This is a genomic window from uncultured Devosia sp. (assembly GCF_964244875.1).
Classification (GTDB): Bacteria; Pseudomonadota; Alphaproteobacteria; order Rhizobiales; family Devosiaceae; genus Devosia.
Window position 1 is genome coordinate 191,583 of sequence record NZ_CAXTKA010000001.1, and the last position, 23,180, is coordinate 214,762.

At 65.4% G+C, this 23,180-nt stretch carries 29 protein-coding genes; 4 read left to right on the forward strand and 25 right to left on the reverse strand.

What is annotated here, in order from left to right; translation table 11 throughout:
- Positions 1 to 67 precede the first annotated feature (67 nt).
- Both ccmE and ccmI read right to left on the reverse strand, forming a co-directional pair.
- Entirely contained in the window at positions 68 to 541 is a 474-nt protein-coding gene (gene ccmE / locus ACFE8X_RS00795; protein WP_375449528.1) for a cytochrome c maturation protein CcmE, read from the reverse strand.
- Positions 538 to 1,656, reverse strand: coding sequence for a c-type cytochrome biogenesis protein CcmI (ccmI, locus tag ACFE8X_RS00800; RefSeq protein WP_375449529.1), 1,119 nt, complete (start codon positions 1,654 to 1,656; stop codon positions 538 to 540). Before ccmI ends, ccmE begins: the two co-directional genes overlap by 4 nt.
- Positions 1,657 to 1,743: 87 nt before the next feature.
- Here ccmI and ACFE8X_RS00805 point away from each other — a divergent pair, with 87 nt between their 5' ends.
- Together ACFE8X_RS00805 and ACFE8X_RS00810 are read left to right on the forward strand one after the other, a co-directional pair.
- Positions 1,744 to 2,820: a hypothetical protein gene (locus tag ACFE8X_RS00805; RefSeq protein WP_375449530.1), complete on the forward strand. Its 1,077-nt coding sequence runs from the start codon at positions 1,744 to 1,746 to the stop codon at positions 2,818 to 2,820.
- A complete protein-coding gene (locus tag ACFE8X_RS00810) occupies positions 2,817 to 4,862 on the forward strand; it encodes an FAD-dependent oxidoreductase (RefSeq protein ID WP_375449531.1) in 2,046 nt (681 codons plus the stop codon). The genes ACFE8X_RS00805 and ACFE8X_RS00810 overlap by 4 nt, the downstream gene beginning before the upstream one ends.
- Here ACFE8X_RS00810 and ACFE8X_RS00815 read toward each other — a convergent pair.
- The 22 genes from ACFE8X_RS00815 to ACFE8X_RS00920 form a co-directional block, all read right to left on the reverse strand.
- Positions 4,824 to 6,020 (reverse strand): hypothetical protein, encoded by a 1,197-nt coding sequence (locus ACFE8X_RS00815; protein ID WP_375449532.1) that lies wholly within the window; start codon positions 6,018 to 6,020, stop codon positions 4,824 to 4,826. The two genes, ACFE8X_RS00810 and ACFE8X_RS00815, sit on opposite strands and share 39 nt — an antisense overlap.
- A gap of 95 nt (positions 6,021 to 6,115) precedes the next feature.
- The gene (locus tag ACFE8X_RS00820; RefSeq protein WP_375449533.1) at positions 6,116 to 6,592 is read right to left on the reverse strand and encodes a hypothetical protein; all 477 of its coding nucleotides are present in this window, start codon (positions 6,590 to 6,592) and stop codon (positions 6,116 to 6,118) included.
- Positions 6,593 to 6,666: 74 nt separating this feature from the next.
- Positions 6,667 to 8,034, reverse strand: coding sequence for an ATP-binding protein (locus tag ACFE8X_RS00825; protein ID WP_375449534.1), 1,368 nt, complete (start codon positions 8,032 to 8,034; stop codon positions 6,667 to 6,669).
- A 5-nt stretch (positions 8,035 to 8,039) separates the two neighbouring features.
- Entirely contained in the window at positions 8,040 to 8,699 is a 660-nt protein-coding gene (locus ACFE8X_RS00830; RefSeq protein WP_375449535.1) for a response regulator transcription factor, read from the reverse strand.
- 29 nt (positions 8,700 to 8,728) lie between these two features.
- Positions 8,729 to 9,016, reverse strand: coding sequence for a hypothetical protein (locus tag ACFE8X_RS00835; RefSeq protein WP_375449536.1), 288 nt, complete (start codon positions 9,014 to 9,016; stop codon positions 8,729 to 8,731).
- 52 nt (positions 9,017 to 9,068) lie between these two features.
- Positions 9,069 to 9,371 (reverse strand): DUF2335 domain-containing protein, encoded by a 303-nt coding sequence (locus tag ACFE8X_RS00840; protein WP_375449857.1) that lies wholly within the window; start codon positions 9,369 to 9,371, stop codon positions 9,069 to 9,071.
- Between the two features lie 500 nt (positions 9,372 to 9,871).
- On the reverse strand, positions 9,872 to 10,639 hold the full coding sequence (locus tag ACFE8X_RS00845; protein WP_375449537.1) for a glycoside hydrolase family 108 protein: 768 nt from the start codon (positions 10,637 to 10,639) through the stop codon (positions 9,872 to 9,874).
- The gene (locus tag ACFE8X_RS00850) at positions 10,632 to 14,357 is read right to left on the reverse strand and encodes a glycoside hydrolase/phage tail family protein (protein ID WP_375449538.1); all 3,726 of its coding nucleotides are present in this window, start codon (positions 14,355 to 14,357) and stop codon (positions 10,632 to 10,634) included. Before ACFE8X_RS00850 ends, ACFE8X_RS00845 begins: the two co-directional genes overlap by 8 nt.
- A 69-nt stretch (positions 14,358 to 14,426) precedes the next feature.
- On the reverse strand, positions 14,427 to 14,876 hold the full coding sequence (locus ACFE8X_RS00855) for an NlpC/P60 family protein (RefSeq protein WP_375449539.1): 450 nt from the start codon (positions 14,874 to 14,876) through the stop codon (positions 14,427 to 14,429).
- The gene (locus ACFE8X_RS00860; RefSeq protein WP_375449540.1) at positions 14,873 to 15,763 is read right to left on the reverse strand and encodes a DUF2163 domain-containing protein; all 891 of its coding nucleotides are present in this window, start codon (positions 15,761 to 15,763) and stop codon (positions 14,873 to 14,875) included. The genes ACFE8X_RS00855 and ACFE8X_RS00860 overlap by 4 nt, the downstream gene beginning before the upstream one ends.
- Complete coding sequence (locus tag ACFE8X_RS00865) at positions 15,760 to 16,380, reverse strand: TIGR02217 family protein (RefSeq protein WP_375449541.1); 621 nt, start codon at positions 16,378 to 16,380, stop codon at positions 15,760 to 15,762. The genes ACFE8X_RS00860 and ACFE8X_RS00865 overlap by 4 nt, the downstream gene beginning before the upstream one ends.
- A 118-nt stretch (positions 16,381 to 16,498) precedes the next feature.
- Positions 16,499 to 17,047 (reverse strand): phage tail tape measure protein, encoded by a 549-nt coding sequence (locus ACFE8X_RS00870; RefSeq protein ID WP_375449542.1) that lies wholly within the window; start codon positions 17,045 to 17,047, stop codon positions 16,499 to 16,501.
- Positions 17,037 to 17,228, reverse strand: coding sequence for a rcc01693 family protein (locus tag ACFE8X_RS00875; protein ID WP_375449543.1), 192 nt, complete (start codon positions 17,226 to 17,228; stop codon positions 17,037 to 17,039). The genes ACFE8X_RS00870 and ACFE8X_RS00875 overlap by 11 nt, the downstream gene beginning before the upstream one ends.
- On the reverse strand, positions 17,225 to 17,539 hold the full coding sequence (locus ACFE8X_RS00880) for a gene transfer agent family protein (RefSeq protein WP_375449544.1): 315 nt from the start codon (positions 17,537 to 17,539) through the stop codon (positions 17,225 to 17,227). Before ACFE8X_RS00880 ends, ACFE8X_RS00875 begins: the two co-directional genes overlap by 4 nt.
- Positions 17,540 to 17,742: 203 nt before the next feature.
- On the reverse strand, positions 17,743 to 18,156 hold the full coding sequence (locus tag ACFE8X_RS00885; RefSeq protein ID WP_375449545.1) for a phage major tail protein, TP901-1 family: 414 nt from the start codon (positions 18,154 to 18,156) through the stop codon (positions 17,743 to 17,745).
- 172 nt (positions 18,157 to 18,328) lie between these two features.
- Entirely contained in the window at positions 18,329 to 18,733 is a 405-nt protein-coding gene (locus ACFE8X_RS00890) for a DUF3168 domain-containing protein (protein WP_375449546.1), read from the reverse strand.
- A 2-nt stretch (positions 18,734 to 18,735) separates the two neighbouring features.
- Positions 18,736 to 19,077: a phage head closure protein gene (locus tag ACFE8X_RS00895; protein WP_375449547.1), complete on the reverse strand. Its 342-nt coding sequence runs from the start codon at positions 19,075 to 19,077 to the stop codon at positions 18,736 to 18,738.
- A complete protein-coding gene (locus tag ACFE8X_RS00900; protein WP_375449548.1) occupies positions 19,074 to 19,640 on the reverse strand; it encodes a phage head-tail connector protein in 567 nt (188 codons plus the stop codon). Before ACFE8X_RS00900 ends, ACFE8X_RS00895 begins: the two co-directional genes overlap by 4 nt.
- Positions 19,641 to 19,975: 335 nt before the next feature.
- Positions 19,976 to 21,196, reverse strand: a complete 1,221-nt coding sequence (locus ACFE8X_RS00905; RefSeq protein ID WP_375449549.1) for a phage major capsid protein — start codon at positions 21,194 to 21,196, stop codon at positions 19,976 to 19,978.
- Between the two features lie 10 nt (positions 21,197 to 21,206).
- The gene (locus ACFE8X_RS00910; protein WP_375449550.1) at positions 21,207 to 21,695 is read right to left on the reverse strand and encodes an HK97 family phage prohead protease; all 489 of its coding nucleotides are present in this window, start codon (positions 21,693 to 21,695) and stop codon (positions 21,207 to 21,209) included.
- Positions 21,695 to 21,823 carry a hypothetical protein gene (locus tag ACFE8X_RS00915; RefSeq protein ID WP_375449551.1) on the reverse strand — a complete coding sequence of 43 codons (129 nt, stop codon included), beginning with the start codon at positions 21,821 to 21,823 and terminating at the stop codon, positions 21,695 to 21,697. The genes ACFE8X_RS00910 and ACFE8X_RS00915 overlap by 1 nt, the downstream gene beginning before the upstream one ends.
- A 3-nt stretch (positions 21,824 to 21,826) precedes the next feature.
- Positions 21,827 to 22,015, reverse strand: a complete 189-nt coding sequence (locus ACFE8X_RS00920; protein WP_375449552.1) for a hypothetical protein — start codon at positions 22,013 to 22,015, stop codon at positions 21,827 to 21,829.
- Between the two features lie 99 nt (positions 22,016 to 22,114).
- Between ACFE8X_RS00920 and ACFE8X_RS00925 the strand changes: the two genes are divergently transcribed.
- The gene (locus ACFE8X_RS00925) at positions 22,115 to 22,357 is read left to right on the forward strand and encodes a DUF4160 domain-containing protein (protein WP_375449553.1); all 243 of its coding nucleotides are present in this window, start codon (positions 22,115 to 22,117) and stop codon (positions 22,355 to 22,357) included.
- Positions 22,332 to 22,592 carry a DUF2442 domain-containing protein gene (locus tag ACFE8X_RS00930; protein ID WP_375449554.1) on the forward strand — a complete coding sequence of 87 codons (261 nt, stop codon included), beginning with the start codon at positions 22,332 to 22,334 and terminating at the stop codon, positions 22,590 to 22,592. The genes ACFE8X_RS00925 and ACFE8X_RS00930 overlap by 26 nt, the downstream gene beginning before the upstream one ends.
- Here the strand turns inward: ACFE8X_RS00930 and ACFE8X_RS00935 are convergent.
- The gene (locus ACFE8X_RS00935; protein ID WP_375449555.1) at positions 22,571 to 23,170 is read right to left on the reverse strand and encodes a hypothetical protein; all 600 of its coding nucleotides are present in this window, start codon (positions 23,168 to 23,170) and stop codon (positions 22,571 to 22,573) included. The two genes, ACFE8X_RS00930 and ACFE8X_RS00935, sit on opposite strands and share 22 nt — an antisense overlap.
- Positions 23,171 to 23,180 lie beyond the last annotated feature (10 nt).

A 23,180-nucleotide genomic window follows, 5' to 3' on the forward strand; every position in this document is an offset into this window, starting at 1 on the left:
CCACGGAACAGTCCCTCCCCCTGGAAGGGGGAGGCTAGGTGGGGGTCGATCTGCAAGCGCGAATCCATCATTGCGCCCCCTCCGGCCGCCATTCGCCGCTGGCCTTGAGCGCCTCGACGACTTCCTTGGGGATGTAGTTTTCGTCGTGCTTGGCCAGCACGTTGCTGGCGAGGAATTTGCCGTCCGGCGTCAGGCTGCCCTCGGCGACCACGCCCTGCCCCTCACGGAACAGGTCGGGCAGGATGCCGGTATAGGATGCGCTGAGGTCGGCCCGCCCGTCGGTCACGACGAACACATTGCTGTCGCCGTCGCGGATCCAGGAGCCGTCCTTGACCAGCCCGCCCAGCCGGATCGGCTGGCCGGGGGCAACGTCGCGCGTGGCGATATCGGAGGGTGAATAGAAAAATACGATCTGGTCGCGCAATGCCACCAGCACCAGCGTCGTTGCCAGCGCGATGACGGCAGCGAGCCCCGCGATCACCGCCAGGCGTTTCTGCTTGCGAGTCCAGCCCTTGCGGCGCATGGCGGATGGCATGGTCATGGCGTGGTTCCCTGCAATCCGGCATCGAGGGCAATGGTATCGAGTTCGCCGCGCTCGAAGGCCCTGGGATAGGCGGCGCGCGCATCATCATAGGCGGTTTGGGCCTTGGCAAGGTCGCCCATCACGACATAGGCGCGCACCAGTTGGGTCCATTCTTCAATGGTGCCGCCCTCGGCCGCCAGCCGGGTCGCCAGTCCCGACACCATCTGGCTGATGGCATCGGCGGTTGCCGCGCCCGTTGCGGCACCTGCGGGCACCACGCCCCGATTGTCCGCGACCGCCCTGCCCTCCCTCGCTGCGGCAAGCCAAGATTCGTTGCCCTTGGAAAGCGCCAGAACCGCATCCCATGCCGCGACAGCCTCGTCATAGCGGGCGGTCCGGGTCAACTCGGCGGCGATATAGAGGCGTGACAGCACGTGACCGGGATCGCTTGCCGCCGCGCTCTGGAGCAGCGTCATGGCCTCGCCGGCAGCGGCCCCATCGGCTTGCAGCATCAGCGTTTCAGCCAGGCTGGTCTGGGTTTGCGCGGTAGCGCCGCCTAGCGCGATGATCCGGCGGTAGGCGTGTTCGGCTTCCGCGTAGCGAGCCGTCTGCAGGTAAACCGGGGCGATCACCGTCCAGCCGCGCAAATCGTTTGGATTGCTCGCCAATTGCTGCTCGATGCGGCTCACCGCCGTGTCAAGATCGATATCCCTGGCCGCCACCTCGGCGCGGCCCGCCAGCGGCTGGCCGGGCAGGCCGGGACTGCCAAGCATGGCATAGGTCAAAAGGCTGATCATGGCGATCGCCGCAGCACAGGCAAGAATCGCGCCGCGCCCGAGTTCGTTCTTCGAACTTGCCGTGGCCTCGCCCTGATGCCGCAGCAGTTCGCGCGCCAATTCGCCCTTGGCGGCAACGGCTTCGGGCTCGCCCAGCGTGCCATTGGCCAGATCGGCATCGATGCCGGCCAGCACCAGGCGAAAATGGCTGTTGGAGTCGCCCAATTCAGGTCCGCTCGCGTTGACCATGCGTCCTGCCGCCGCATAATACAGAGCAGCGCAGGCGATGGCGGTTACGGCGATGGCAATGAACCAGAACAGCATGGACCCGGGGCGCTTGACGTCGGCTTGCGGCAAGAGGCGAGCTATAAGCCAAATGCGGCGAAAAACCACCGAAACACGCAAGCTTGTGCCGGACGCATTGCCACAGGGCGCGATTGTCGCATGAGCGAACGCCATGTCGATTATGCCATTATCGGCTCGACGCCCCTGGCCCGGCTGCTGGCGGGATTGCTGGCCAGCACGCACGGCCAAACCGTGGTCTGGGCGGGTGACAGCCACGCCGCATTCCGGCTACCGCGCGGCATCGATCTGTCGGTGGGGCCATTGACCCGGCCGGACAGCTGGGCCGTGCTGGCGCAAGCCGTACCCGAAACGGTCAAGCTGCTGGCTCGTATCGGTGGCCGCACCAGTATCCAACGGCTCGATCCGATCCTGTTTGCCGCCACCCCGGCCGGCCAGCAGGCCCTGGCATTTACGCTCAGCAGTGCCTTGGGATTTGGCCATGCCGTCGAGCGCCTCCCTGCCGACCAGTTCGGCAGGGGCCGCGCCGGTATCGTGCTGCGCGATGCGGTGCATCTGCAGCGCGACCGGCTCGAACCGATCCTTGATCGCTGGCTGGACGGCATGGCGGTGGACAGGTTGCCGTGGTCGCAAACGGAGATAACGGTCTCGCCCGATGGTGGAGCGCGGCTCGTTCGGGGCGACGACGTCACGTTGGCGGGCCGCACCATCCTGGCCGATGACGAAGCGATCCTGGCCTATCTGCCTGCCGATAGCGTGGACCGCTTGTTCATCCGGCAGCCGATGACGACGATCCTTACCGAGCCGACTTTTGCCATGGCGTCGCGCGTCATGGTGCAGGTGGATGCGGACTTGGCGTTCGTCCAGGCCAACCATCGGGGCGTGATCGCGATCGGGGCGGGGGATCACGACCGCTGCGTGTCCGAAATCGGGGTTTTGCTGGGTGCCAATCGCCAATTGCGCCAGGCCGGCGGGGCGGGCCATGAGCGCTTGCGCAGCCGCGATGGTGCGCCCGTCATGGGCCGCGTCGGAGACGGCCCGCAGGTGCTGGCCGGTCTTGGCAGCATCGGCGCGTTTCTGGCGCCCGCTTTGGCCCGCTGGTGCACCGGCACGGCGCGGCCCGAAGAGACGGATTATTTCGCGGCGCGCCTGGCCGGGCGCAGCCTGTCGCCCTCGATCGTGGCCGACTACGCGCCTGCAGCGCTGGCCACCGCATGAAGGGTCAACCCAACCGGCTGGACATCGCGGCGCCGCATGCGTTCAGCGGCAGCGCCATCGACCGCACCAGGCCGCTGAAATTCCGGCTCGACGGGGCCCTGGTGCATGGCTTTGCCGGCGACACGGTGCTGAGCGCACTGCTGGCCTCGGGCGTCGATACGGTAGGGAAATCGGGCGGATGGCCGATCGGCCTTGGCGCGCGCTTCGCGCCGGCCGTTACCGCGATGCGTGGACAGGTGGCGCAAGCCTTGCCCATGACGCGCATGCCGGCAATCGATGGGGCAAACCTGCATCTCGTTGGGAGCAGCAACCCACGCTGGCGCCTGCCCGCCTTGGGCCAAAGGCGACGCTCGTTGGGCCAGGACCTGGATCGCGGCACAGTGGCCCTGCCCTGGCACGATCAAGCGCCGCAATCGCAGATCGCCACTGACGTCATCGTGGTCGGCGGTGGTGTCGCGGGCATGAGCGCCGCCATTGCGGCGGCTCGAGCCGGGGCAAAAGTGACGCTGCTCGAAAGCACACCCATGCTGGGCGGCAGCGCCCGCTATTTCGGCGCGCAGGAGGGTGACGAGACGCCCGACGCATCGATCCGTCGGCTGGTCGGCATGGTGGATGCACACGAAGCCATCACCGTTCTGCTGCGGACCGAGGCGCTTGCGGTCCGACCCGGCCGGGTCCGGGCGCACCGGGTTACCATTGATGGCGTTATGGTCTCGGGCGAAGTCATCGATCTGCTCGCGCCTCGCGTGGTTCTGGCCACCGGCGCCATCGAGCGGCTGCCGGTGTTTCCCGGCAATCGCCTGCCGCGGGTGATGAGCACGCTCGAGGCCTATCTGCTGGCCGAACGCTATGGCGTATTCACGGGACGCGCGGCCTTGCTCGCAACCGTGCATGGCGCCGCCTATCGGCTGCCGATGCTGCTGAGCGACGCCGGCATCGCCACCAGCAAGATCGCCGACAGCCGCACCGATCCGCAGTCGCGGTTCATCGAATATTCGCGCGCCTATGGCATTACGCAGGCGGGCGGCACGGTCGCCGCCTTGGCAGAACCGGCGGCCAAAGGCCTTGGGCTTACGGTGACGCTGCAACTGGCGTTCGATGGCTACAGCGCCATGGAGGCCCCCGTCGCAACAGATATCCTCCTGGTTTGCGGCGGCTGGCAGCCCGATTTGACCTTGTGGCACATGGCCGGCGGCAAGAGCCGCTGGAGCCCCGAGCGGCGCCGGATCGAGCCGACGTTCGGGCCGGGCGGCATTGCCCTGGCCGGCAGTGCGGCCGGCTATGTCAGCAAGCACGCGTGCCTGCATAGCGGCCGGGATGCCATCGATGCGCTCAACGGCGCGCCCCGGACCCCGGTGGTGGAGCTGTCCATCGATCCGATATACGAAACGCCGGACGGGCCGACGCCTGCCGTCTCGCGGTCCGAAACGATGCAACAGCCAAGTTATCTCGATGGGGGGCTCAACCTGATCCAGCCGCCTGATCCTCGTCCGCCCAGCGGCCCGGCTTGGTGGCCGTTCCGGCGGCCGCAACGGTCCTGGTCACTGGCCGATCAGCCGCGCGCCTTGGGTATCGGCGATGTCGTGGCCGGCATGCAGCTGGGCGGCATTCCGGCCGAGAGCGTCAGCATCGTGGCCCAGGAGCGCGCCGTGGCCAGCGGCGATCTGATCGATGCGGCCCGCCTGGCCCTGCTGCCCGATCTGAGCCCGCAAGCGCCGGCGCCATACGTTCCGGACTATCTTGTCGGCCGGTTCGGGCTCAGTGCCCATCTCTGGATTGTCGCGCCGTCGGAACCACGCACCTTGCCGGTCGGCGCGCTGATTTTCCTCAATTCGGACCAGGACGACCCCCGACAGGCCATTGGCGCGGTCGTGGCGCTTGAGGGGGATAAAACCATCGCCCTGATCGGCAAGCCATCGCCGCAACCGGGCGAGGGCATGACGGTGCTTGACCAAGGGCGACCGGTCGCGGTCAGGCTGGTCGAGCCGGTCGATCCGCCGGCGTCAATTGCGGCGCTCGGCAGTGAGGCGAGCCCGGCGTAGCGTTTCGGCGTAGTCCGGGTTGAAGCGGATTTCAGCCATCTTGATGCCCGCGTCCAGCCGCGTTCCCACGAGTTTATCGGCCGGATTGGCCCGCAGCAGTTCCAGATTGCGGTTGAGGTGCAGCTCGAGCGCCTGGCCCGACTGGCTCCACGCCTGGTCGAACAGGGCATTGAGCGCCAGCGAGTCGCGGCACTCGCGGATGGTCGCCAACAGATAGACCCCATTGAGCGCCGCCAGCAGCCGGTCGTGATCGAGCCGGTCCACCCCGTCGCGCGCCTTGCGCAGCGACTGGTTCATATCGGCCACCACGTCCTTGAGACGCGGCTCGATGCGGTCGGATACCTGCTTGGTCACCGCTGCCAGGACGCCGGTCCATTGACTGCCGCGGGAAAACTCCACGTAGCCGGTCAGCGCGCGCGCCAGGCGATGAAAGCGATCCAGCGCACGGCACGTCAGGTCGATATCGGCGAACGGTCCCAACGGGTGGAGGGCCGGAAGCTGGTTTTGCGCATGGGCGAGGATGGCGTCGATCAGTGGCGAAAAGCCGGACCGCTGGATATGGGCCTCCGTGCTGCCCCCGGCAACGCGCAGCACGCTTGTGACCACGCGGGTGGGATTGCTGATCTGTCCCATGGCGGCATGCAGCAGCAGCGAAGCGACCGGCACGTCCCGCAGCGGCATGGATTGCAGCGCCACGCCCAGCGCGGCATCGTCGGCAATGGTGTTGGCGGCCTTGCCGAAGGCTTGCGCCTTGCCCAGCAACGTCCGGCAGCGCAACGCATGGATGACGATCGGGAGCCGTTCGCGGGCTTCATCGCTGCCCAATTGCGCGCGCAGCCGGCGGCCGGTCTCAAAATCGTCGGCCTGCCTGAGCCCTTCCTGCATGTGCGTCAGAATTTGCGGCAGCAAAGCCTGCAGGTCTGCGGCGGCCATGGTCTCGACATGCTCGAGCAGGTCGGCGCACAGGTCGCGCACCACCCAGACCCAGGCTGCCTGCGCCGCCTTGCGGCCGACCGAACCCGCGAAGGGGAACGCCACGGGATCTTCCACGATCACCGCGTCGATCAGCCCGAGAAACGGGCGCGCTACCGCAGGCAGCGCCACCTGACGCTCCTCCTGGGGGGCATCGGTAAGATTACGGTCGGCAAGTGTGGGCATGAAAGCGATCGGGTTGGGAAACGACGACTTGCCTAACCCTAACCCGCCGCTGGTAAACAATGTTTACCCGCCAACAGGTCGCACGATCACGAATATCAGGCGGCGGCCTGAACCACGGTCCAGTTGCCGGCCTGCTCGCGGCACGCCGTGCCCTTCTTGACATAGTCCTGGCCGCCGATCTTGACGGTGTGGGTGAAGTCGCGGCAATCGAGATTGTTGACCCGCACATAGGGACCGACGGCGACAGCGCCGGTGGAGCCCTTGTCGCCGGACCACTGGCGGGGCGCGCCGGGCCGGCCGAACTGCAGCGCATAGAACTGCGCGCTGTTGGCTTCCGCAGAATCCTTGCTCGTCATCATCGCCAGCGCCGCCGGATCGACGAAGCCATTGGCGATGCTGGTGGTCAGCAGCGCCGCCTGGGTGGTCTGCGCCGGGCTGGGGCCCACGGGCGCCACGAATACCGGTGCCGCCACGACCGGGGCCTGGGCCATCTGGGTCGTCGGAGCGGTGCTGGCACAGGCAGCCAGGGTCAAGGCGAGCAACGGCGTGGCGAGGCGAAGGGCAAGGGTCATATCTGGGTCTCGTGATCGGCTAAGCTTCAATGTTTTTGCAATGAGGCGAAAGTGCGTCGGATCGAGGGGGTCGATCAACTCTTGGTCATGCCGGTCAGCCGGGACGTGGGAAGACGCAATTCCGCCAGCAGCCCGCCCAGCGCCGAACGCCGCAGGTCCAGGCTGCCGCCATACACATCCACCAGTTCCTTGACGATATCGAGCCCTAGCCCGCTGCCGGGCGTTTTCTCGTCCAGCCTGACACCGCGGCGCAACACTTTGTGGGCGTCCTCGTCGGACAGGCCCGGCCCATTGTCGTCAATTCGAATCAACAGCATCGTGCCGGTGTCGCCGCGTTCGGCCAAAAGGCGCACCCCCACCTGCCCCTTGGACCATTTGCAGGCATTGTCCAGGAGATTGCCGGCCATTTCCTCGAGGTCGGCCTCATCGCCCCGGAACCAGGGCAGCGAAGCGTCCGGGCGCTGAAAGGCGATGGTGCAATCGGGATGGATCTTGCGCATCACCCGGGTCAGCCGCAACATGATCATGGTGCCATCGGCTTTCTTGCCGACGACGGAGGTGCGTGCGGCCAGCCGCGCCCGCTCGAGATAAGTCGCCACCATGGTGCTCATCTTCTCGCTTTCGGTCAGCACCACCTCGGCCAGGACCCCTTTCTTGGCGCCGGCTTCGTTGCGCAGCACGGCGATCGGCGTCTTGAGGCCATGGGCCAGGTTGCCCACCTGGTTGCGGGCCCGCTCGATGATCTGCGCATTGGAGCGCAGCAATTCGTTGACCTCCTCGGCCAGCGGGGCGATCTCATTGGGATAGACCCCGCCCACCGTCTCGGCATCGCCCTCGCGCACGCGTTCGATGGCGTTGCGCAGCCGCGAGATCGGCCGCATGGCGATGCGCGCCACGATCACGCTCATGATCGCCAGCATCGCCCCCACCGCGCCCAGCACGATGAAGGTCTGCCCGCGGAAATCGTCGACCAGCTTGAGCACCTCGCTCAGGCTGCCCGTCACCACGATCCGGTAGGTCTTGGACGCGATCGTCACGGTCCGCTCGATCACCCGCATGCGCGTGCCGAAGGCGTCGTCCAGCACGGCGGTGCGCATGCCCGAGATATCGGAGGAACCCGTAACCGCCGGCAGCACGATGCCCACGACCGAGGTGGACAGATTGTAAAGCTGGCCATCGGCATCACGAATGGTCCAATACCAGCCCGAACGCGGCCGGTTGAACCGGGGATCGGTCAGCGAAATGGTATCGCTGAGCGGATTGCCGCTTTCCAGCAGGTCGCCGGCCAGGCTTTCGACGTGAAACTCCAGCGTTTCGGACAGGCTCGTATCGAGCGCGCGGGAATACAGATCCGTCAACAGGAACCCGGTCGCCACCAGCGCCACGATCAGCCAGCCGGCTGAGAGCCAAAACAGCGACGCGGCGATCGAGCCCTTACGCAAAGCGGTCAGTCTTCCGCGATCTGATAGCCAAGGCCCCGCACGGTCTGGATACAATCGTCCGGCAGCTTCTTGCGCAGCCGCCCCACGAACACCTCGATGGTGTTGCTGTCGCGATCGAAATCCTGGTCATAGAGATGCTCGGTCAGTTCCGTGCGCGAGATCACCTTGCCCTTGTGGTGCATGAGATAGCTCAGGAGCCGCAATTCGTGGCTGGTCAGTTTGACCGATTGTCCAGCCACCGTGACCTTGCCCGAACGCGCGTCGAGCCGCACCGAGCCTGCCGTGATCTCATTGGAGGCGTGCCCCGCCGCCCGCCGCACCAGCGCGCGGATACGGGCGAGGATTTCCTCCATGTGAAACGGCTTGGCGACATAGTCGTCGGCGCCCGCATCGATGCCCTGGACCTTGTCGCTCCAGCGGTCGCGTGCGGTCAGCAACAGCACCGGCACGGTCTTGCCCGCTCGGCGCCATTCCTCCAGCACCGACAATCCGTCCATTTGCGGCAGGCCGATATCGAGCACGATGGCGTCATAGGGTTCGGTATCGCCCAGATAATGGCCCTCCTCGCCATCAAAGGCCACATCGACGGCATAGCCGGCCTCGGTCAGCGCTTCCTTGAGCTGCCGGTTGAGATTGGCATCGTCCTCGACCACTAGAATACGCATCGATCATCCCCCTGACCCATGACCGCGCATTATTGGGCGTCCAGAACCAGGTTCTGCGCCTCGCCGTCCTTGATCACCCCAATAACATAAACCAGCCGCCCGCCTTCGTCACAGACCTGCCGGCTGAGAATTTCCACGCTGCCGTCGATTCCCGCCGAAGCCAGCACTGCCGCCAGCGACTTGATCTCCCCGGACTCCGCCGCCTTTTGCGCATCGAGCGACGACAGGCACGCTGCCTGGGCCGCGCTTGACCCCGCAACTGCCAGGGCCAGGGCCAGCACCAGCGGCGCGATGAACTTGGAGATCACAATGGTCATGGCGGCAACCTAGGTCAAAGTTGCTGAATGGGACATGAATAGCAGCTTGGCGTCACGCGTTCGACCGTCCCCGTATGAAAAGAGCCACGACATTAAGAACAGCGGCTCCCAATAACAGGCCGGCCAAGACATTGTTGTCATATATTGCACCAGCTGAGAACGCAGCAACTACCAGTATAAGCAGAATGGCAGCGCCTAGATACATTCCTCGCTTTTGATCCGCAATCTCAGCACCCAGTGACTGTTGCTGCATTGTAATATTATGATTTTGTGCCTTCTCGGCCATGGCTATTATGCGTTCGGCAGACCCTGGCACGATATCGTCATAGGCGGCCAGATGCCTGGGATAGGCGATGGGTCCAGCAAAATTTTCTTGATAAAACTACACCCACGACACGTTTTACTATTTCTTCCCGCTGACCTTGAGGGACCAGCGGGCCGATTTGACGGTCAATTTCTTCCTGTAACGGGTCTTTAGGCTGGGATTTTGGCTTTGGGGTCGCGACGGCTTGGGGCCTTTTTGCCAAGATGAGTTTCCTCGTTCAGGACTTGGCGAAAAACGTTACCCACATCAGCCCATGCCTTTTCCACACTGCCATCGTACTTTGGGTTAGGCAATATGGGCTTATGGGCAAACACGCGGCCAGGCGCATACAGTCCGGCAACAAGGCCACGAGCGGTTTTCGAGAAAATGAATGTGTGTAACGTTCTTTTCATGCCGCCCATATGCGTCTCGCGAGCCTCGAGCTCAACGTTTGTTCACAAAACTATGTTCCAGCGGGATTAACCAGCCCTGAATGACCAGGAAACCGTATTCGGTGTTATGGTCATATTCAACGGCAATTTCCATACCCCTCAAGCCTTGCCGATATCGCCCTTCACGCCCTGGCGCAGGAAGATTACCGCCAAAGATTCCATGATCAGGTGGCCGGCCGACGCGCCGTCAAGGCTGGGCAGGTCGATGCCCAGCACTTGGGCAAGGCCCGCGATCAGCATGAAGGCGGCAACGATATAGGTCTTGTAGCCCGAAAAAATAGCCATGGTTCTGCTCCAGGTTTGAGGTTCAGTCGAACGGGAAGGCGTGGCACCCGCTGCGGCGAGAGCCGCTTTGCGGATCGCGGCGACGCGGGTCGTCCAGCCCTTGCCGAAGACGGCGAAGGTCGTCAGCCGCGTCAGGAAATCCAGGCGTTGATCGCATAGGGCATCGATGAGGCCGGCCGTGCCCTTGAGCGCGATGGCGGTCTTGATGGCGTCCAGCGTCAGCGGTCCGACCTGCCCGTCGGCAACGACCTTGAGTTGCCGCTGCAGCGACTTGATCGCGCGGTCGGGGCCCGAGTTCACGGCGAAGTCGAACAGCGCCAAATCGAGCCCAGCCGGCACTTTCTCGGCATTGATGCGGTCCCAATAGGCGCCTTTATAAATCTTTGCCGCCTCGGAGCGTTCGAGGTTTTGCACCTCCGTCTTGGCCAGCGACCACCAGGGCGTCACCGCGCGCCAGCGCGCCAGCGTCTTGCGCGTAATCCCCAGATTGGTGGCGCCGCCCGGATCGCTGGGATGGTCGGCATAGCCGCCTTCCCATTGCAGCACCTGGTCGAGGCAAAGCTCGAAGCGCGTTTCAGCCATGAAAGTGTCCCCTGCTGAGGTGCCCCGGTCCCAGGACCGGGCTGATTTGCTGCACCGTGAAGTCGAACTGGCCTGCCGAGCCGCCGAAATCGGCGATCTGGTCGGCGGCCGCATAGATCGTCCCCGGCGTGCCGGACTCGAAGCTGCGCTTGAGCACGGCGCCGTCGAAAATGCGCACTGCATAGCGGTCGGGCATATGCTCCAGCGGGGCGTCGCCGGCACTCCAGTTATCGCCGTCGGCGCGGCTGCAACGGGTCCAGCCCAACGCGATATCGCCGCCACTGCGCCGTGCCCGCAGATGCACGGGCGCCAGCGGGAGGGCCGGTCCCAGCCCGAATTGGGCCACCAGCGCCGTTCCGGCCAGGTCGTCGCTGCCGGCATAGGCGCGCAAATAGAGCGTGGTGCCCAACCATTGCGCGCCGGCCGCGACCAGGCCCACCCGCACGTCGAGCAGCATGACCTGTCGCCCGACGGCAGCCGGGCCGATCGCCGGCACCGTCCCCGCCTGCCCCCGCAGCAACTGGCTCAGCCGATAGGTCGATGGAGCGACGAGGTCCGCCTGCGCGAACCCGATGATTTCCCACTCACCGCTATCGGTTTGCACCGCAATGCGGTTGGCACCCGCCAGCACCGCCAAGGCATCCATGGCCGCCAGATGGCCGGCATCGAGCTTGACCGTCAGCGTGGTCCAGCGGTCCCAGATGCCCTGCGGGCCAACGACAAGGGCAGTCTGGGTTTCCCCCATCACCGCCCGTCGGGTCAGCCGCGCGACGCTGGTGCCATTGCCATCGACAATACCCACGGCGCCCGGCCAGGGCTGGGCAAATGCTGCCAGCGCCAGCCGCGTTCGCGCCGGATCGTCGAGCGCCGGCGGCAGATGCGCCGCGACCACGACAGGCCGCGATTGCACGAAAGCGCTGGGCCCCGACGCACGCGCCGGATCGACCGAAACCGCGATAGGCGCCGATGCCACCAGCGTTCGCGCCGTGATCCGCCGCGCCTCGGCGTCACGAATTTCGGTGATTTCGAACGGGCCTTCGACAATGCCGGCCAGCGCAATCACATCGCCGGGCTCCAGCGCCAGAGCGCTGGGTGGCAGGGTGAATTCGAGCGTTTCGCGCTCGCCGCCTTGAGCCAGCAAGCTCTGCTCCGCCGCGACCCGCGCGCCGCCAAGATCGAGCACCAGCGGCAGCGATTTTCCGGCCAGCGGCCCGGCGCCGCGCAGGGCGGTCACGGTGCCGGTCTGATAGTCGCGCTCGCGATCGATAAAGCTCAGGCTCAGCCGCCCTGCGGTTTCCGCGGGATCGCCGCGCCGGCGCGACAGCACCGCGCCATCCTGGCGCACCAGCGCCGTGCCCTGGATGTCTAGCGCCGCTCGGCTTTGGGCCTGCCCCAGTTCCAGGCCGGCGCTACCAGCCCGCAGGCTCAATCCCGTGGCGTCCACCAGCGGTTCGAGCGCATCGCGGCCGGTCGTTGTCTGCTCCAACACATAGCCTTGCACCAACGGCTGCGCCGGCATTGCCGCAAGCGTTGCGCCATGGTCGGCAGCGACGGCGCGTGCCAGCTCGTCGCTGGCCACAGCGCCCAGCCGGCCGGTCAGCCAGTGGCCGGTACGATGGTTGGGCCCGTCGGCCCACACGGCCGTTTGAGCGGGAAACGCCGGATAGGGCCGAGCATCCCAGGTCCAGTGGTAGATTCTCGCGACATCGACCATGCCGGCGGGGTTGTTGGCCGGATCACGCCAGAACCGCTGATGGGCGCGCAGGAATTGCCGCTGCATTAGCGGGTCGGGAGCGCCGCTGGAAAAATACGGCCGCCCGCTTTCGGCGCTTTTGTCGTCGCCAAAGATGTTGGGCTGGTTGGCCCCCTTGTCGACCGCGCCGCAGCCCAGTTCGGTGAACCAGACCGGCTTGGAGCCTGGCACCCACCCGGTCGGCACGCCGCTGCGTACCCCCGCCGGCCGGTCGTAATGCCAATGGCTCCACCAGGCGCGGATGTCCTTGAAGCGGAACATCCAGGGTTCGCCATAGCCGCCGTCGCTGATCGGCGTCCGCGTGCCCGCCAGCCGGTCGGTGTCGTTGGCATAATACCAGTCGAACCCCTCGCCCGCCGCGATATTGCCGGCCAGGTAGTCCAGCTCATAGGGCGTCGTGGCCAGTGTCGCATCAGGATGACCGGAGCCGTCGCGCCAATCGGCCAGCGGCATGTAATTGTCGATGCTTACGGCCGTGATGGCCGGCGACGCCCAGAGCGGATCGAGATGGAAGAACTTCTCGCTTTGGGGCTGGTAGCCCGAATATTCGCTCCAGTCGGCCGCATAGGTGATCTTGGTGGTGCTGCCGACAATGGCGCGCACATCCGCCGCCAGCGTCACCAGGGCACCAACGAAGGGAAAGCTGTTGGCCGCGCCGCGCACCGTGGTCAATCCACGCATTTCCGAGCCGATCAGGATCGCATCGACGCCGCCCGCGCCTTGCGCCAACTGGGCGTAATGCAGCATCATCGCGCGGTAGCCGGTGGTAAAAGTGGCAACCTGCGCCGCTGCCACTCCGCTCTTGTCGGGCGAGCCGGCCACTCCCGGCGCCGGGTCGCAGGTGATCCGGCCCCGCCAGGGATAAGCGGGTTGCCCGGTTCCGCCATAAGGGTCCGGCAGGCTGTTGCCCGCCGCCACGTCCATCAGGATGATCGGATAGAGCGTCACCGCGACGCCGTGCGCCTTGAGGTCGGCGATGGCCGCCTTGACCGCCGCATCGGACGGGGTGCCGCCATAGGCCGGCCCGCCATTGTGGCTGGACACCACCGGCACCTGGCTGCGCCCCAGTCCGGCGACCCTCCAGCTGGTGCCTTCGATGGTGCGGCTGGTGCTTTCGACGCGCGGGCCAAGAGTGCACTGGCCACAGCGCAGGTCGTTGCCGAACCAGGCGACCACCAGCGCCACGTGCTCCAGGTTCGGGCACAGGGCCGTCAGCTCGTCGATCGACCAGCTCCAGTCGCTCAGGCTCTTGGCCATGTGGGTGTTTTCGCCCACCGTCTGGCCCCGGCCCACGAGGCGCACGCGCGGGCTCGGGTCATAGCCGAATTCGGTGGCGCCCGGGATCACCGTCACGGCGCGGATTGCCGGCTCCAGATCACCCACCACCCGGCACAGCTCGACGCTCAACTGGGGAATGCGATTGCCGAACCGCCCCAGGGGTAGTTGCTCGACCACGAGGTAGCAGATCCCGCGATAGGCGGGCGCCTGGCCCTGCGTGGCCTCGATCAGCCCATCGGGCAATTGCGTCTCGGTGCCGCGATAAAAGCGCAGCGTCAGCCCGTTGGTTTCCAGCAATTGCCCGTCGGCCCAGATGCGGCCCAGCCGATGCACCTCGCCCTCGCAGAAGGCCACGGCGAAGCTGGCGGCGATTTCGTCCTCGGTGTCCTGCGGCGCCATCCCCTTGGCGCCGGCATTTTCGCCGCCCAGCACTTCGAGTTCGCGGGCCCAGATGATATTGCCGCTCAGCCGGCTCCAGCCATAAAGCCGCGGCACCGCCCCGCCCTCCGAGGACCCCTGCAGCCGCACATCGCCGCCCACGGCTTTCGGCTGGTCCTCGCCAAACAGCACCCCATCGATGGCGCTGCCCGCCAATGCCCCCAACGCCCGCCCGATGGTCGCGCCCAGCGGCCCGCCCACCAGGCCTCCGACGAAATTGCCAGCCAGCGAAAGCGCAAGCGTTGCCATGATTGTTTCCTGTTGAAGAGGCCCCGGCCCCCTGAGGGGGAGGGACAGAAATGCGCGTTCAGCAGAATTTCAGGGTGAGGAGTCCGCGATGCCGCCGCCAACCACCGGAAATTCATACCGTCCGCTGACCCGCCGGGCCCAGGCTTCGGTCAGCGCCGCCTCGACCACGCCGAGCCGCTCCTGGGCATGGATGAACCGGTCGGGAGCAACCAGGATCCCGCAATGCTTGGCCGCCACCAGGCCGTTGAGCCGGAACAGCAGCACCTGCCCCGCCGCCAACGCCCCCTCGACGGGCACGAGGAACGTCGCCGCCGCTGCCACCAGTGCTCCTGCATGCGTAGGATCGCGCATATCGGCCCGGTAGGGCGGCACGGCCATCGGCTCGGTGCCGTAAAGCGTGCGCCAGACCCCGCGCAACAATCCCAGGCAGTCGCAGCCGGCGCCCGGCGTTGCCGCCTGATGGCGATAGGGCGTCCCCAGCCATTGTCGCGCCGCCGCGACCACGCGGTCGCGGTTCAATTGGCCACCGCCCGTCCGTCGAGCGCATCGCCGGCGCGCGGGTGGCGCAACACGAAATCGATCCCCGGAATATGGGGAAAGCCACGAAAGCTGACCGCGTTGGCGAACTTGGCCTGGCAGGTCTCGAAGCGCCGGTCGCACCCGGCTGTCAGCGTCAGCGTGTCGCCCGGCAGGGCCCAGTCGCCTACCGCCATGCCGAAAGCCAGCACGTCGATGCCCCCGTTGCGGCTATGCGCGAAGATGCTGTCGCGCAATCCTGCGCGCCGCCCCAGCGTCCACAATCCCCTGCCGAAGCCGAACCAGCCCTCGCCAAACGCCTCGATGCCGCTCACCCGTAGCCGATAGCGATCCTCGATCGCCTCGACAGTGGCAAAGCCGCGGTTCGCCGGCGTCTCGACGTCCACGCCACAGCGGCCATCGCCCAGTTCGGCGTCGCACAACCCCTGATAGATGCGTCCGTGGCGCGCGTTGAGGCTGCTTTGGGGCGCCCGCAATTCGGCCCGGAACACGCCGTCCTCACGCACGATCTCGCCGATGCTGTCGCGCCGCAGCAGCAGGCGCTGGCTCACGTCCGCCCAGTTGACGCGCCAGGTTTCCACCGCCGCACCATCATAGCGCCCCAACACGATATCGTCCTCGGCGATGGCATCGGCATGCAGCACGCCCAGCACCTGGCTGGTGTCGACCTGCCCGCCCAGTCGGGCCGGCGCCTCGGCCCCGTCAAGCCCGTGCGCAGGCACGAAATCGGTGCCGTCGAACCGCAGCGTGCGGTCATGCTCGGTAAATCCCAGCACCGCGCCATCGCTGCGCCTGATGCGCCAGCACTGGGCCAGCGTGGTCTGTCCGCCGGCCAGATGCTCGGCAAATCCCACATCCAGCGTTCTCACGGCAAGATCTCCACCAGCGGGATATTGGGCGCCTCGGCCCCGTCGAAGCTGGCCAGTTCGATATCGAGCCGGTCGGTATCGAAGCGCACCGGCACATCGAACAGAAAGCCCGCTGTCACCGCCACGCCATTGGCCGGGGGCACCGCGAACCCGATCACGCCCGTGCTTGCATCCACGCTCCAGCCGCCCACCTTCTCGACGCCGCCCAATGCCACGCGCACGCTGCCCGTCACCGGCCGCGTGATGGCACGAAAATACGGATCGAAACTGGCACCATAGGCCTTGCGCAGCGCAAAGCTGGTCAGCGCACCGGTGCCATTGCCCAACACTTGGTCGAGCGGCGTCGGCACGCCGCCATTGGAGGAAAAATCCAGCCCGTCGCGCCACAAGAAGCCATGCAGCCGCCCGCGCCGCTCTTCGAAAAACGCCAGCACCGCCTGCATTTCGGCGCGCGACTTGATGCCATAACCGGCATTGTAGCGCCGCCGCGAATGATGCCACCGGCTGTTGCGCTGCTCGGCGCCGCTAGCCAGCGTCACCACATCGGTCCGCCGCTCCGGCCCACCTCGCGCCCCCAGCGCAACATCGAGCGGAAAGCGCACAGCATGAAAAGCCATGGATGAAATCCCTAAAAAGAGTGGAGCCACCTCTCGTCCCTTGAGGGAGAGGATGGATCGCGCGAAGCGCGAGACCGGTGAGGGGTCCTGCGCCCTCCCATGCTTTATGGAGTGGAGCCTAACTCGCCCGCGTCCCCCGCTTCACCGCCCGCAGCAACATCGCGCTCACATCCGCCTCGCTGCTCACAAAGCTTCTCGCATCGGTCGCCGTCACGTTGAACGTCACCTGCACCGCGCCGCCGCCGCCGGCGACCCCGAGGCGCCCGTCACTGCCGCGCTGCAACGGCATGATCGCCTCCGGCCCGGCCTCGCCCGCCAGGCCCAGTCCGTTACCCATCGCAAAATATCCGGGCGAGGCGATCACCCCGCCCTTGGCAAACGGCGTCATTCCGCCCAGCGCCGGATTGACCCTGGCAAACAGGTTGCCCACCAGCCCGCCCAGCAGATTGCCCAGTGGCTGGATCGCCGCCTTGAGCGCGATGTCGGCAAAGGCCTTGGCGATGTCCCCCAGCACGCTCTTGAAAGATTTGCCCTCGCTCAATGCACCGCGAAAAGCCGTGCTGATCGAGCGTGCCACCCCGTCGGCCAAGGTGCCGATCCGGTCCAGCTCCACCGACACCTCGCCCAGTTCGTCACGAAAACTGTCGGGAAAATAGTCATCGGCCATCGGGAAACCTCGCCATCATCGTTTCAAGTTCAGAGCGTCCCGGCGGCCGCACCTGTTCGCCGGCGACGGCTGCCCATGCCGCCGCCAGTTCACGCGGAGTCAATTGCCAGAAGGCCTGCGACGACAATCGCAGCACCCCGAAGCCGAACCGCATCGCTGCCGCCCACGGAAACGGCGTCACGCCGCCTCTCCAAACGTCGCCTTGAGCAGCCGCGCCGCGATCTCGGCCGCGCCCTTGAGCCCGCCTTCGATGCTGAGCCGCGCCAGGTCACCGTCGCTGATCGCATTGCCGCCGCCGCGCAGTCCCGCCCCCAGGATCGCCGTCAGGTCGCGCGCCGAAACGCGCCCGCCCGAAAATCGCTCGGCCAGCCCCACCAGATCCCCCGCCTGCAACCGCGCCTCCAACTCCGCCAGGGCCCCCAGCGTCAGGCACAAAACCCTGCGCTCGCCCCCAATGCTCGCATCGATCTCGCCCCGTTGAATATTGGCCATGATGTTTTTCCTGTTTGTTGGAATGCCCCCTCATCCGCCCTTCGGGCGTCCCAGAGAGGAAAGGAAGGCGCAGTGGCCAAACCAAACCCGGAGCCGCCCCTCGCCCCTTGAGGGAGAGGGACAGACATTTCTGCGTCCAGCAGAAATGTCAGGGTGAGGGGTCCTGCGCTCCCCCATGCTTTGATGCGTCAGCATGAGGGCCTTTAAATCACCGTGAACGTCACTTCCCCCGCGCTTTCCAGCGCCAGGTCGAACGTCACTTCTCCCGCATGATCGGCCGAAAATTCCAGCGCGGTGATCTGGAACGGCCCCGCCACCACCCCGAAGCTTGGAATGATCAGCTGCCAGTTGCGAATCGTCCCGGCAAAGAACAGCGTGCGGATCTGCGCGTCGGCCGTGCCATCCTTGAAAATCCCGCTGCCCGAAACCGAGGCCTTCTTGACCCCGCCCCCGGCCAGCAATTCGCGCCAGCGCCCGGTGCTTTCCTGGTCGGTCGCATCGACCGTCGACGCATTGAACGCCAGCGCCCGCGTGCGCAGCCCCGCCACCGTCAAAAAACTGCCCGCCCCGGTCTGGTCGAGCTTCAACAGCATGTCCTTGCCGCTCTGGGCTGCCATGGATGTATCCTTTGTTGCTTGTAAAATCTGGGCTCCCATCACCCCCACCCAACCTCCCCCTGACAGGGGGAGGAGTGGAACAGTGGGCTAAAGTGGATCGAGCCTCACGCGTGGAGCGGCTCCTCCCCCTTGAGGGGGAGGTTGGGTGGGGGTGGCCTCTGGGCACAGAGCGCTACCCTGCCTCGCTGAAAAACCGCAGCGTCACCGCGGCCCTTGCCTGCCCCGTCGCGCCATCGATCACCGTATCGGTGCGCACATGCTCGGCATGCGTCACCGCCAGCCCCGTCCCGCTCAACGCCGCGCCCAGCGCCACCGCCACCACCCGCTCGGCCACGGCCAGCGCCGCCTTGCGGCTCGCTTGGCCATGCCAGACATGCAGCAGCAATCGATGCTCATGCCCCGGTGACGCGTCCCCGTCGCGCGCCAGTGCATCATGCCGGGCCACCACGATATACGACCCGGTGCGCCCCTTGGGCGGCGCGTCGAATACCGCTCCCGTCCCGATCAGCGCCACCAGCGCCGCATCGGCATTGAGCGCTGCCACCAACGCGCCCTGCAGCAAAACGATCGCGTGCATGGCTACCCCATAAAGCTGGTTTCGCTGCAGGCGCAGCTGAGATAAGCCCGCCGGCCGTTGAGGTCCGAGGCGCTCACCACGTCCAGGTTGCGACCGCGATAAACGATCTGGTCACCAGGACCGACATCGGCGCGAAAGCGGAACACCACGCTGTGCGAGATGGCGACCGCGCGCCCGTCGCCGCGTTCCAATTGCCGGCCGCTCAGGCTGCGCACCCGCGCCCATACCGTCTGCATGGGCACGTAGAGCGTGGTGAACCCGCCCTCGGCCTGGGCCGTCATTTCCTTGCGCCGGATCTGCACCCGGTCGGTCAGCGTGCCGATCAGGGGAATGCGCTCGCTCATAGCCGGGCCCGCCGATGTCTTGCGACCAAAAGGTCAAAGCCCGTCGGCACCACCGATCCGGACCCCGCCACGATCACCGCGTCACGATGCTCGAACCAATAAGCCACCAGCACCAGCAGCGCCTGGCGGATGTCGGCGGGCACGTCCCCGGGCTCGTTTCCGAAGCCGGCGACATAGTCGATCTCCAGGCCCTGCCGTTCGCGCAGGCCCGGCATGCCGGCGACGGTGACCGGCAGCAGCAGCCGGTCGGGCTCAGCAAAGACCTGCGCCAGGGGTACCGGATGCACGCCGCCACCATCATCATAGGCGTTGATCTCGACCAGGTTGATGAATGGCCCGACGGGCAGGCGAACCACGCGGTTGTCCGGCCACTGGTCGAGCACCATGCGCCAGGTCTGCGCCAGCAGCGCCCGGCCGGTCACGCCCTCGATATGCAATCGCGCCGCCCCGATCAGCGTCGTGATCAAGCCGTCTTCAGCCGTATCCTCGACCTTGAGAAAAGCCTTGGCCTCGGCAAGCGAAACCGGCTCCTCCGCGGGCCCCGCGAGAAGGTATGACGTCATTTTTTTGGTCCTTGTCGGGTTAGAAACGCCGCCCCTGCGGCGACTTCCCCTCGCCCCTTGCGGGAGAGGGACCGCAATTCTGCGTTCGGCAGAATTGCAGGGTGAGGGGTTCGCGCCGCAAACTGTAAGCTGCAACGGACCCCTCATCCGCCCTTCGGGCACCTTCTCCCGCAAGGGCAGAAGGGAGCGACTACTAGCTCACCGCTTGCCGCGAAGAAAAATCCGTCAGCCTGAGTCACATAGAGTGGAGGCCGGAACACCGGAGCGCAGCGTACGTTCTGTGCGGGAGCACCGGAGCGCAGGGCCTTGGCTCTAGCCAGACAGGATCACGGATTTTACGAGACGGCGAACTTCAGCAGCTTGATCGCGTCAAAGTCCGCCACCCCGCCACCGACCCGCTTGGTCGTGTAAAACAACACATAGGGCTTGCTCGAGAACGGGTCGCGCAGCACGCTCACGCCCTGCCGGTCCACGATCAGATACCCCCGCTTGAAATCGCCGAACGCCACCGACAGCGAGTTGGCCGCGATATTGGGCATGTCCTCGGCCTCCACCAGGTCGAACCCCATGAACCGGGCCTTGCCGTCGGCGGTCAGCGCCGGCTGCCAGAGGTAATTGCCGTCGGCATCCTTGAGCTTGCGCAGTGCGCCTTGAGTCTTGCGGTTCATCACCCAGTTGGCATTTTGCCGATAGCCGGCCTTGAGCGCATAGACCAGGTCGATCAGCACATCGCTGGCATTGCTGGCCGGCAGGGCGCCGGCCGCGCCGGTGGCGATATAGCCCAGATTGCCCCAGCTCCAGCCGGCTTCCGCCACCGTGGTCGAAGCCAAAAAGCCCTTGGGCTTGTTGACGCCATCACCGCTGACGAAGGCCGTAGTCTCCTGCGCCGCAAAGGCCGTGTTCACCTCGTCGGCAATCCACTGCCCGACATCGACCGCCGCATCGTCGAGAAAGGCCGAAGTCGCCGCCGGCATGGCATAGAGCTCCATGGTCGGATAGGCCAGCTCCGCCAAAGTTTGCGCATTGGTGGTCGGCCGCGCCGCGGTTTCACCCACCCAGCCGGTCGCTGGCCCGGTCAGCGAAATCGCCCGCTTGTAGACCGCCGCCGAGACCTGCCGCACCCCGGCAATTGCCCGGATCGGCGACACGGACGTCAACAGCCGCGTGATTTCGGTTTCGGTTTCGGCCGGCACCACATAGCCGCCATCGGCATTGCTGCCGATCGAGAGCGCCTTTTCCTCGCCGCGCTTCACATAGGCGGAAAAGGCGTCCTTGTACTCGTCGCCCTGCCCGCCCGATTTGCCATCGAGCATGGGCCGCGATTTGTCGGCCAGTGCCCGGTCCCGGGCCGATTTCTGCCCGTCGAGCGCAGCATTGAGCCGGTCGAGCTTGTTCCCGATCAGGACGTCGGCCTTGCCGCGCTTTTCGATCTCGCTGAGGCGCTGGTCGTTGGTGCGCTTGTACTCCTCGAAGGTGGCGGCGAACTCGGCAAAGAATGCGGCGTCATCGTCGCCGGTGCCTGCCTTGATTTCAAAACTGTCGTCGGTCCGGTCCATGAAATATCCTTTACGGGTTGCGGAGTACGGAAATTGCCGCCGCGATCGCGGCGCCGGTTGAAGAGAGGCCCGAAGGCGCGATGCGCGCGTCCTCCAGCATGGGAAAAGTCACGACCGAGATTTCATAGAGGTCGATGGTCCAGAGCTTGCGGTGCCCGCCCTGGCGCGTCGCCTTGACGGTGCGGAAGCCGATCGACAAGCCATCGAGCGCCCGGCTCTCGATCAGCCGCCGGATCGCATCGGCGCGCGGCACGCCCGGCACCAGCCGGCCGCTGACGAACAAACCACGCCGGTCCTCGCCCAGACTTTCCCAGATGCCCACGGGCTCCTTGGGATCGTGCTGGAACAGTAGCCGAACGCGCCCGCGCCGCTTGGCCAGGCTCTGCGCGAATGCTCCCGGCATCACCATGTCGCCGCCCGCATCGAGCGTATTGAACAGGCTGGCATAGCCCGAAAACCGCCCATCCGCGTCGATGGGAATCGATTTTGCCAGCGCCATCAGCGCTTACCCGGCTTAGCCGCCGGCGGCTTCACCCCGGCCTTGACACTGGCCAGCGTGCCGGCCAAATTCCAGGCGAATTGCCGGAAGGTCTGCTGCGCGGTATCGCGGCTCTGCTTGTCCGCCATGGTTCAGTCTCCTTTCTTGAACAGCCGGTTGAGGCTGGCAATTTCGTGGACGAAATCGTTGAACCGCCGGTTGGCTGCTGCCAGCTCCTTGAGCGTCCACACCAGCAGCGCACTGGCCCCGCTGGCCCACAAAAACAGCGCCAAATGCGCCAGATCCCCCCGCTCGGCGACGGTCTTGGTCAGCTCGTCCATGATGTTTTTCCTTGGGTGAGAATTCCAAGTTCTTGGCTAACTTTTCCAATTTCTTGGCAAAGCTTCGTGATTTGATGCCCGCAATACAGGGAGGCGCTATTGCCCACGATCCTTCGCCTCAACGGCTATCGGTTCTTTTTCTACAGCCGGGAAAATGACGGGCCGCCGCATATTCATGTTGAATTTGCTGATAAGCTCGCCAAGTATTGGCTTGAGCCTGTAGAACTGGCATCATCGCAACGTGTGCGTGCCCATGAATTGGGCGGCGTCCGGCGATTGGTCGTCGAACATCGGACTGACTTCCTGAAGGCCTGGTATGAGCACTTTAGTTCTGAGGACTGAACCACACGCCATTGACGTCGCCGTCACGAGCAGAGTCCTGCGTGTCACTCTAGACGACGGCCGGGAACTGTCGGTCCCTGTCGAATGGTTTCCCCGCCTCCGCGATGCCTCCGCCGCCGCCCGCGCCAACTGGCGCCTGATCGGTCGCGGCGAAGGCATTCACTGGCCTGATATCGACGAGGACATTTCCATCCTTGGCCTGCTCGCCGGCCATCACCAGACGCGCGCGGCCTGAGCCAGGTAGTGTTCCACCACGGCCGAGCGCAGGCTCCACTTGGGTTTGCTCGACCATTGCGACCAGGCGGCATTCAACGCCTCGCTCTCCCAATAGGCGATCAGGGCGGTGTAGATGTCGCGGACCAGGACGCGGCGCTCGATCGTGACAGCGAAGTCCAGGCGACTAGGATAGGTAATCGCCGACAACTTGACGATGGGGTTCGAGCGCTGTCCCGAGGCAACCAACGCGGCATAACTACCTTCCATATCTATCCCAAACGCTGCCGCCCTCCCGGCGGCAACTTCTTCGAGCCAATGGAGAAACTGAAAGCAATAGGCATTACTCTCGTCTGCCCGAAACAAAGACAATGGATCAGCGTCTTCAAAACTATTGAGAGTATATAAGCCCCACTCCGCCACCTTATCAGCCACGGATAAGTCAAAAACGATCTCCCAGGCTACCGGCGCTGACATTTTTATCGAAATTTTGTCCACAAAAATGAATTCATCTTCAGATAAATTTCGAGCTATTTTAATAAGCTTGCCTATTTCGTCGAAATCGTTCGATGTAATTTCGATTTTATCGTTTCCGCCCATTATGTTCCTC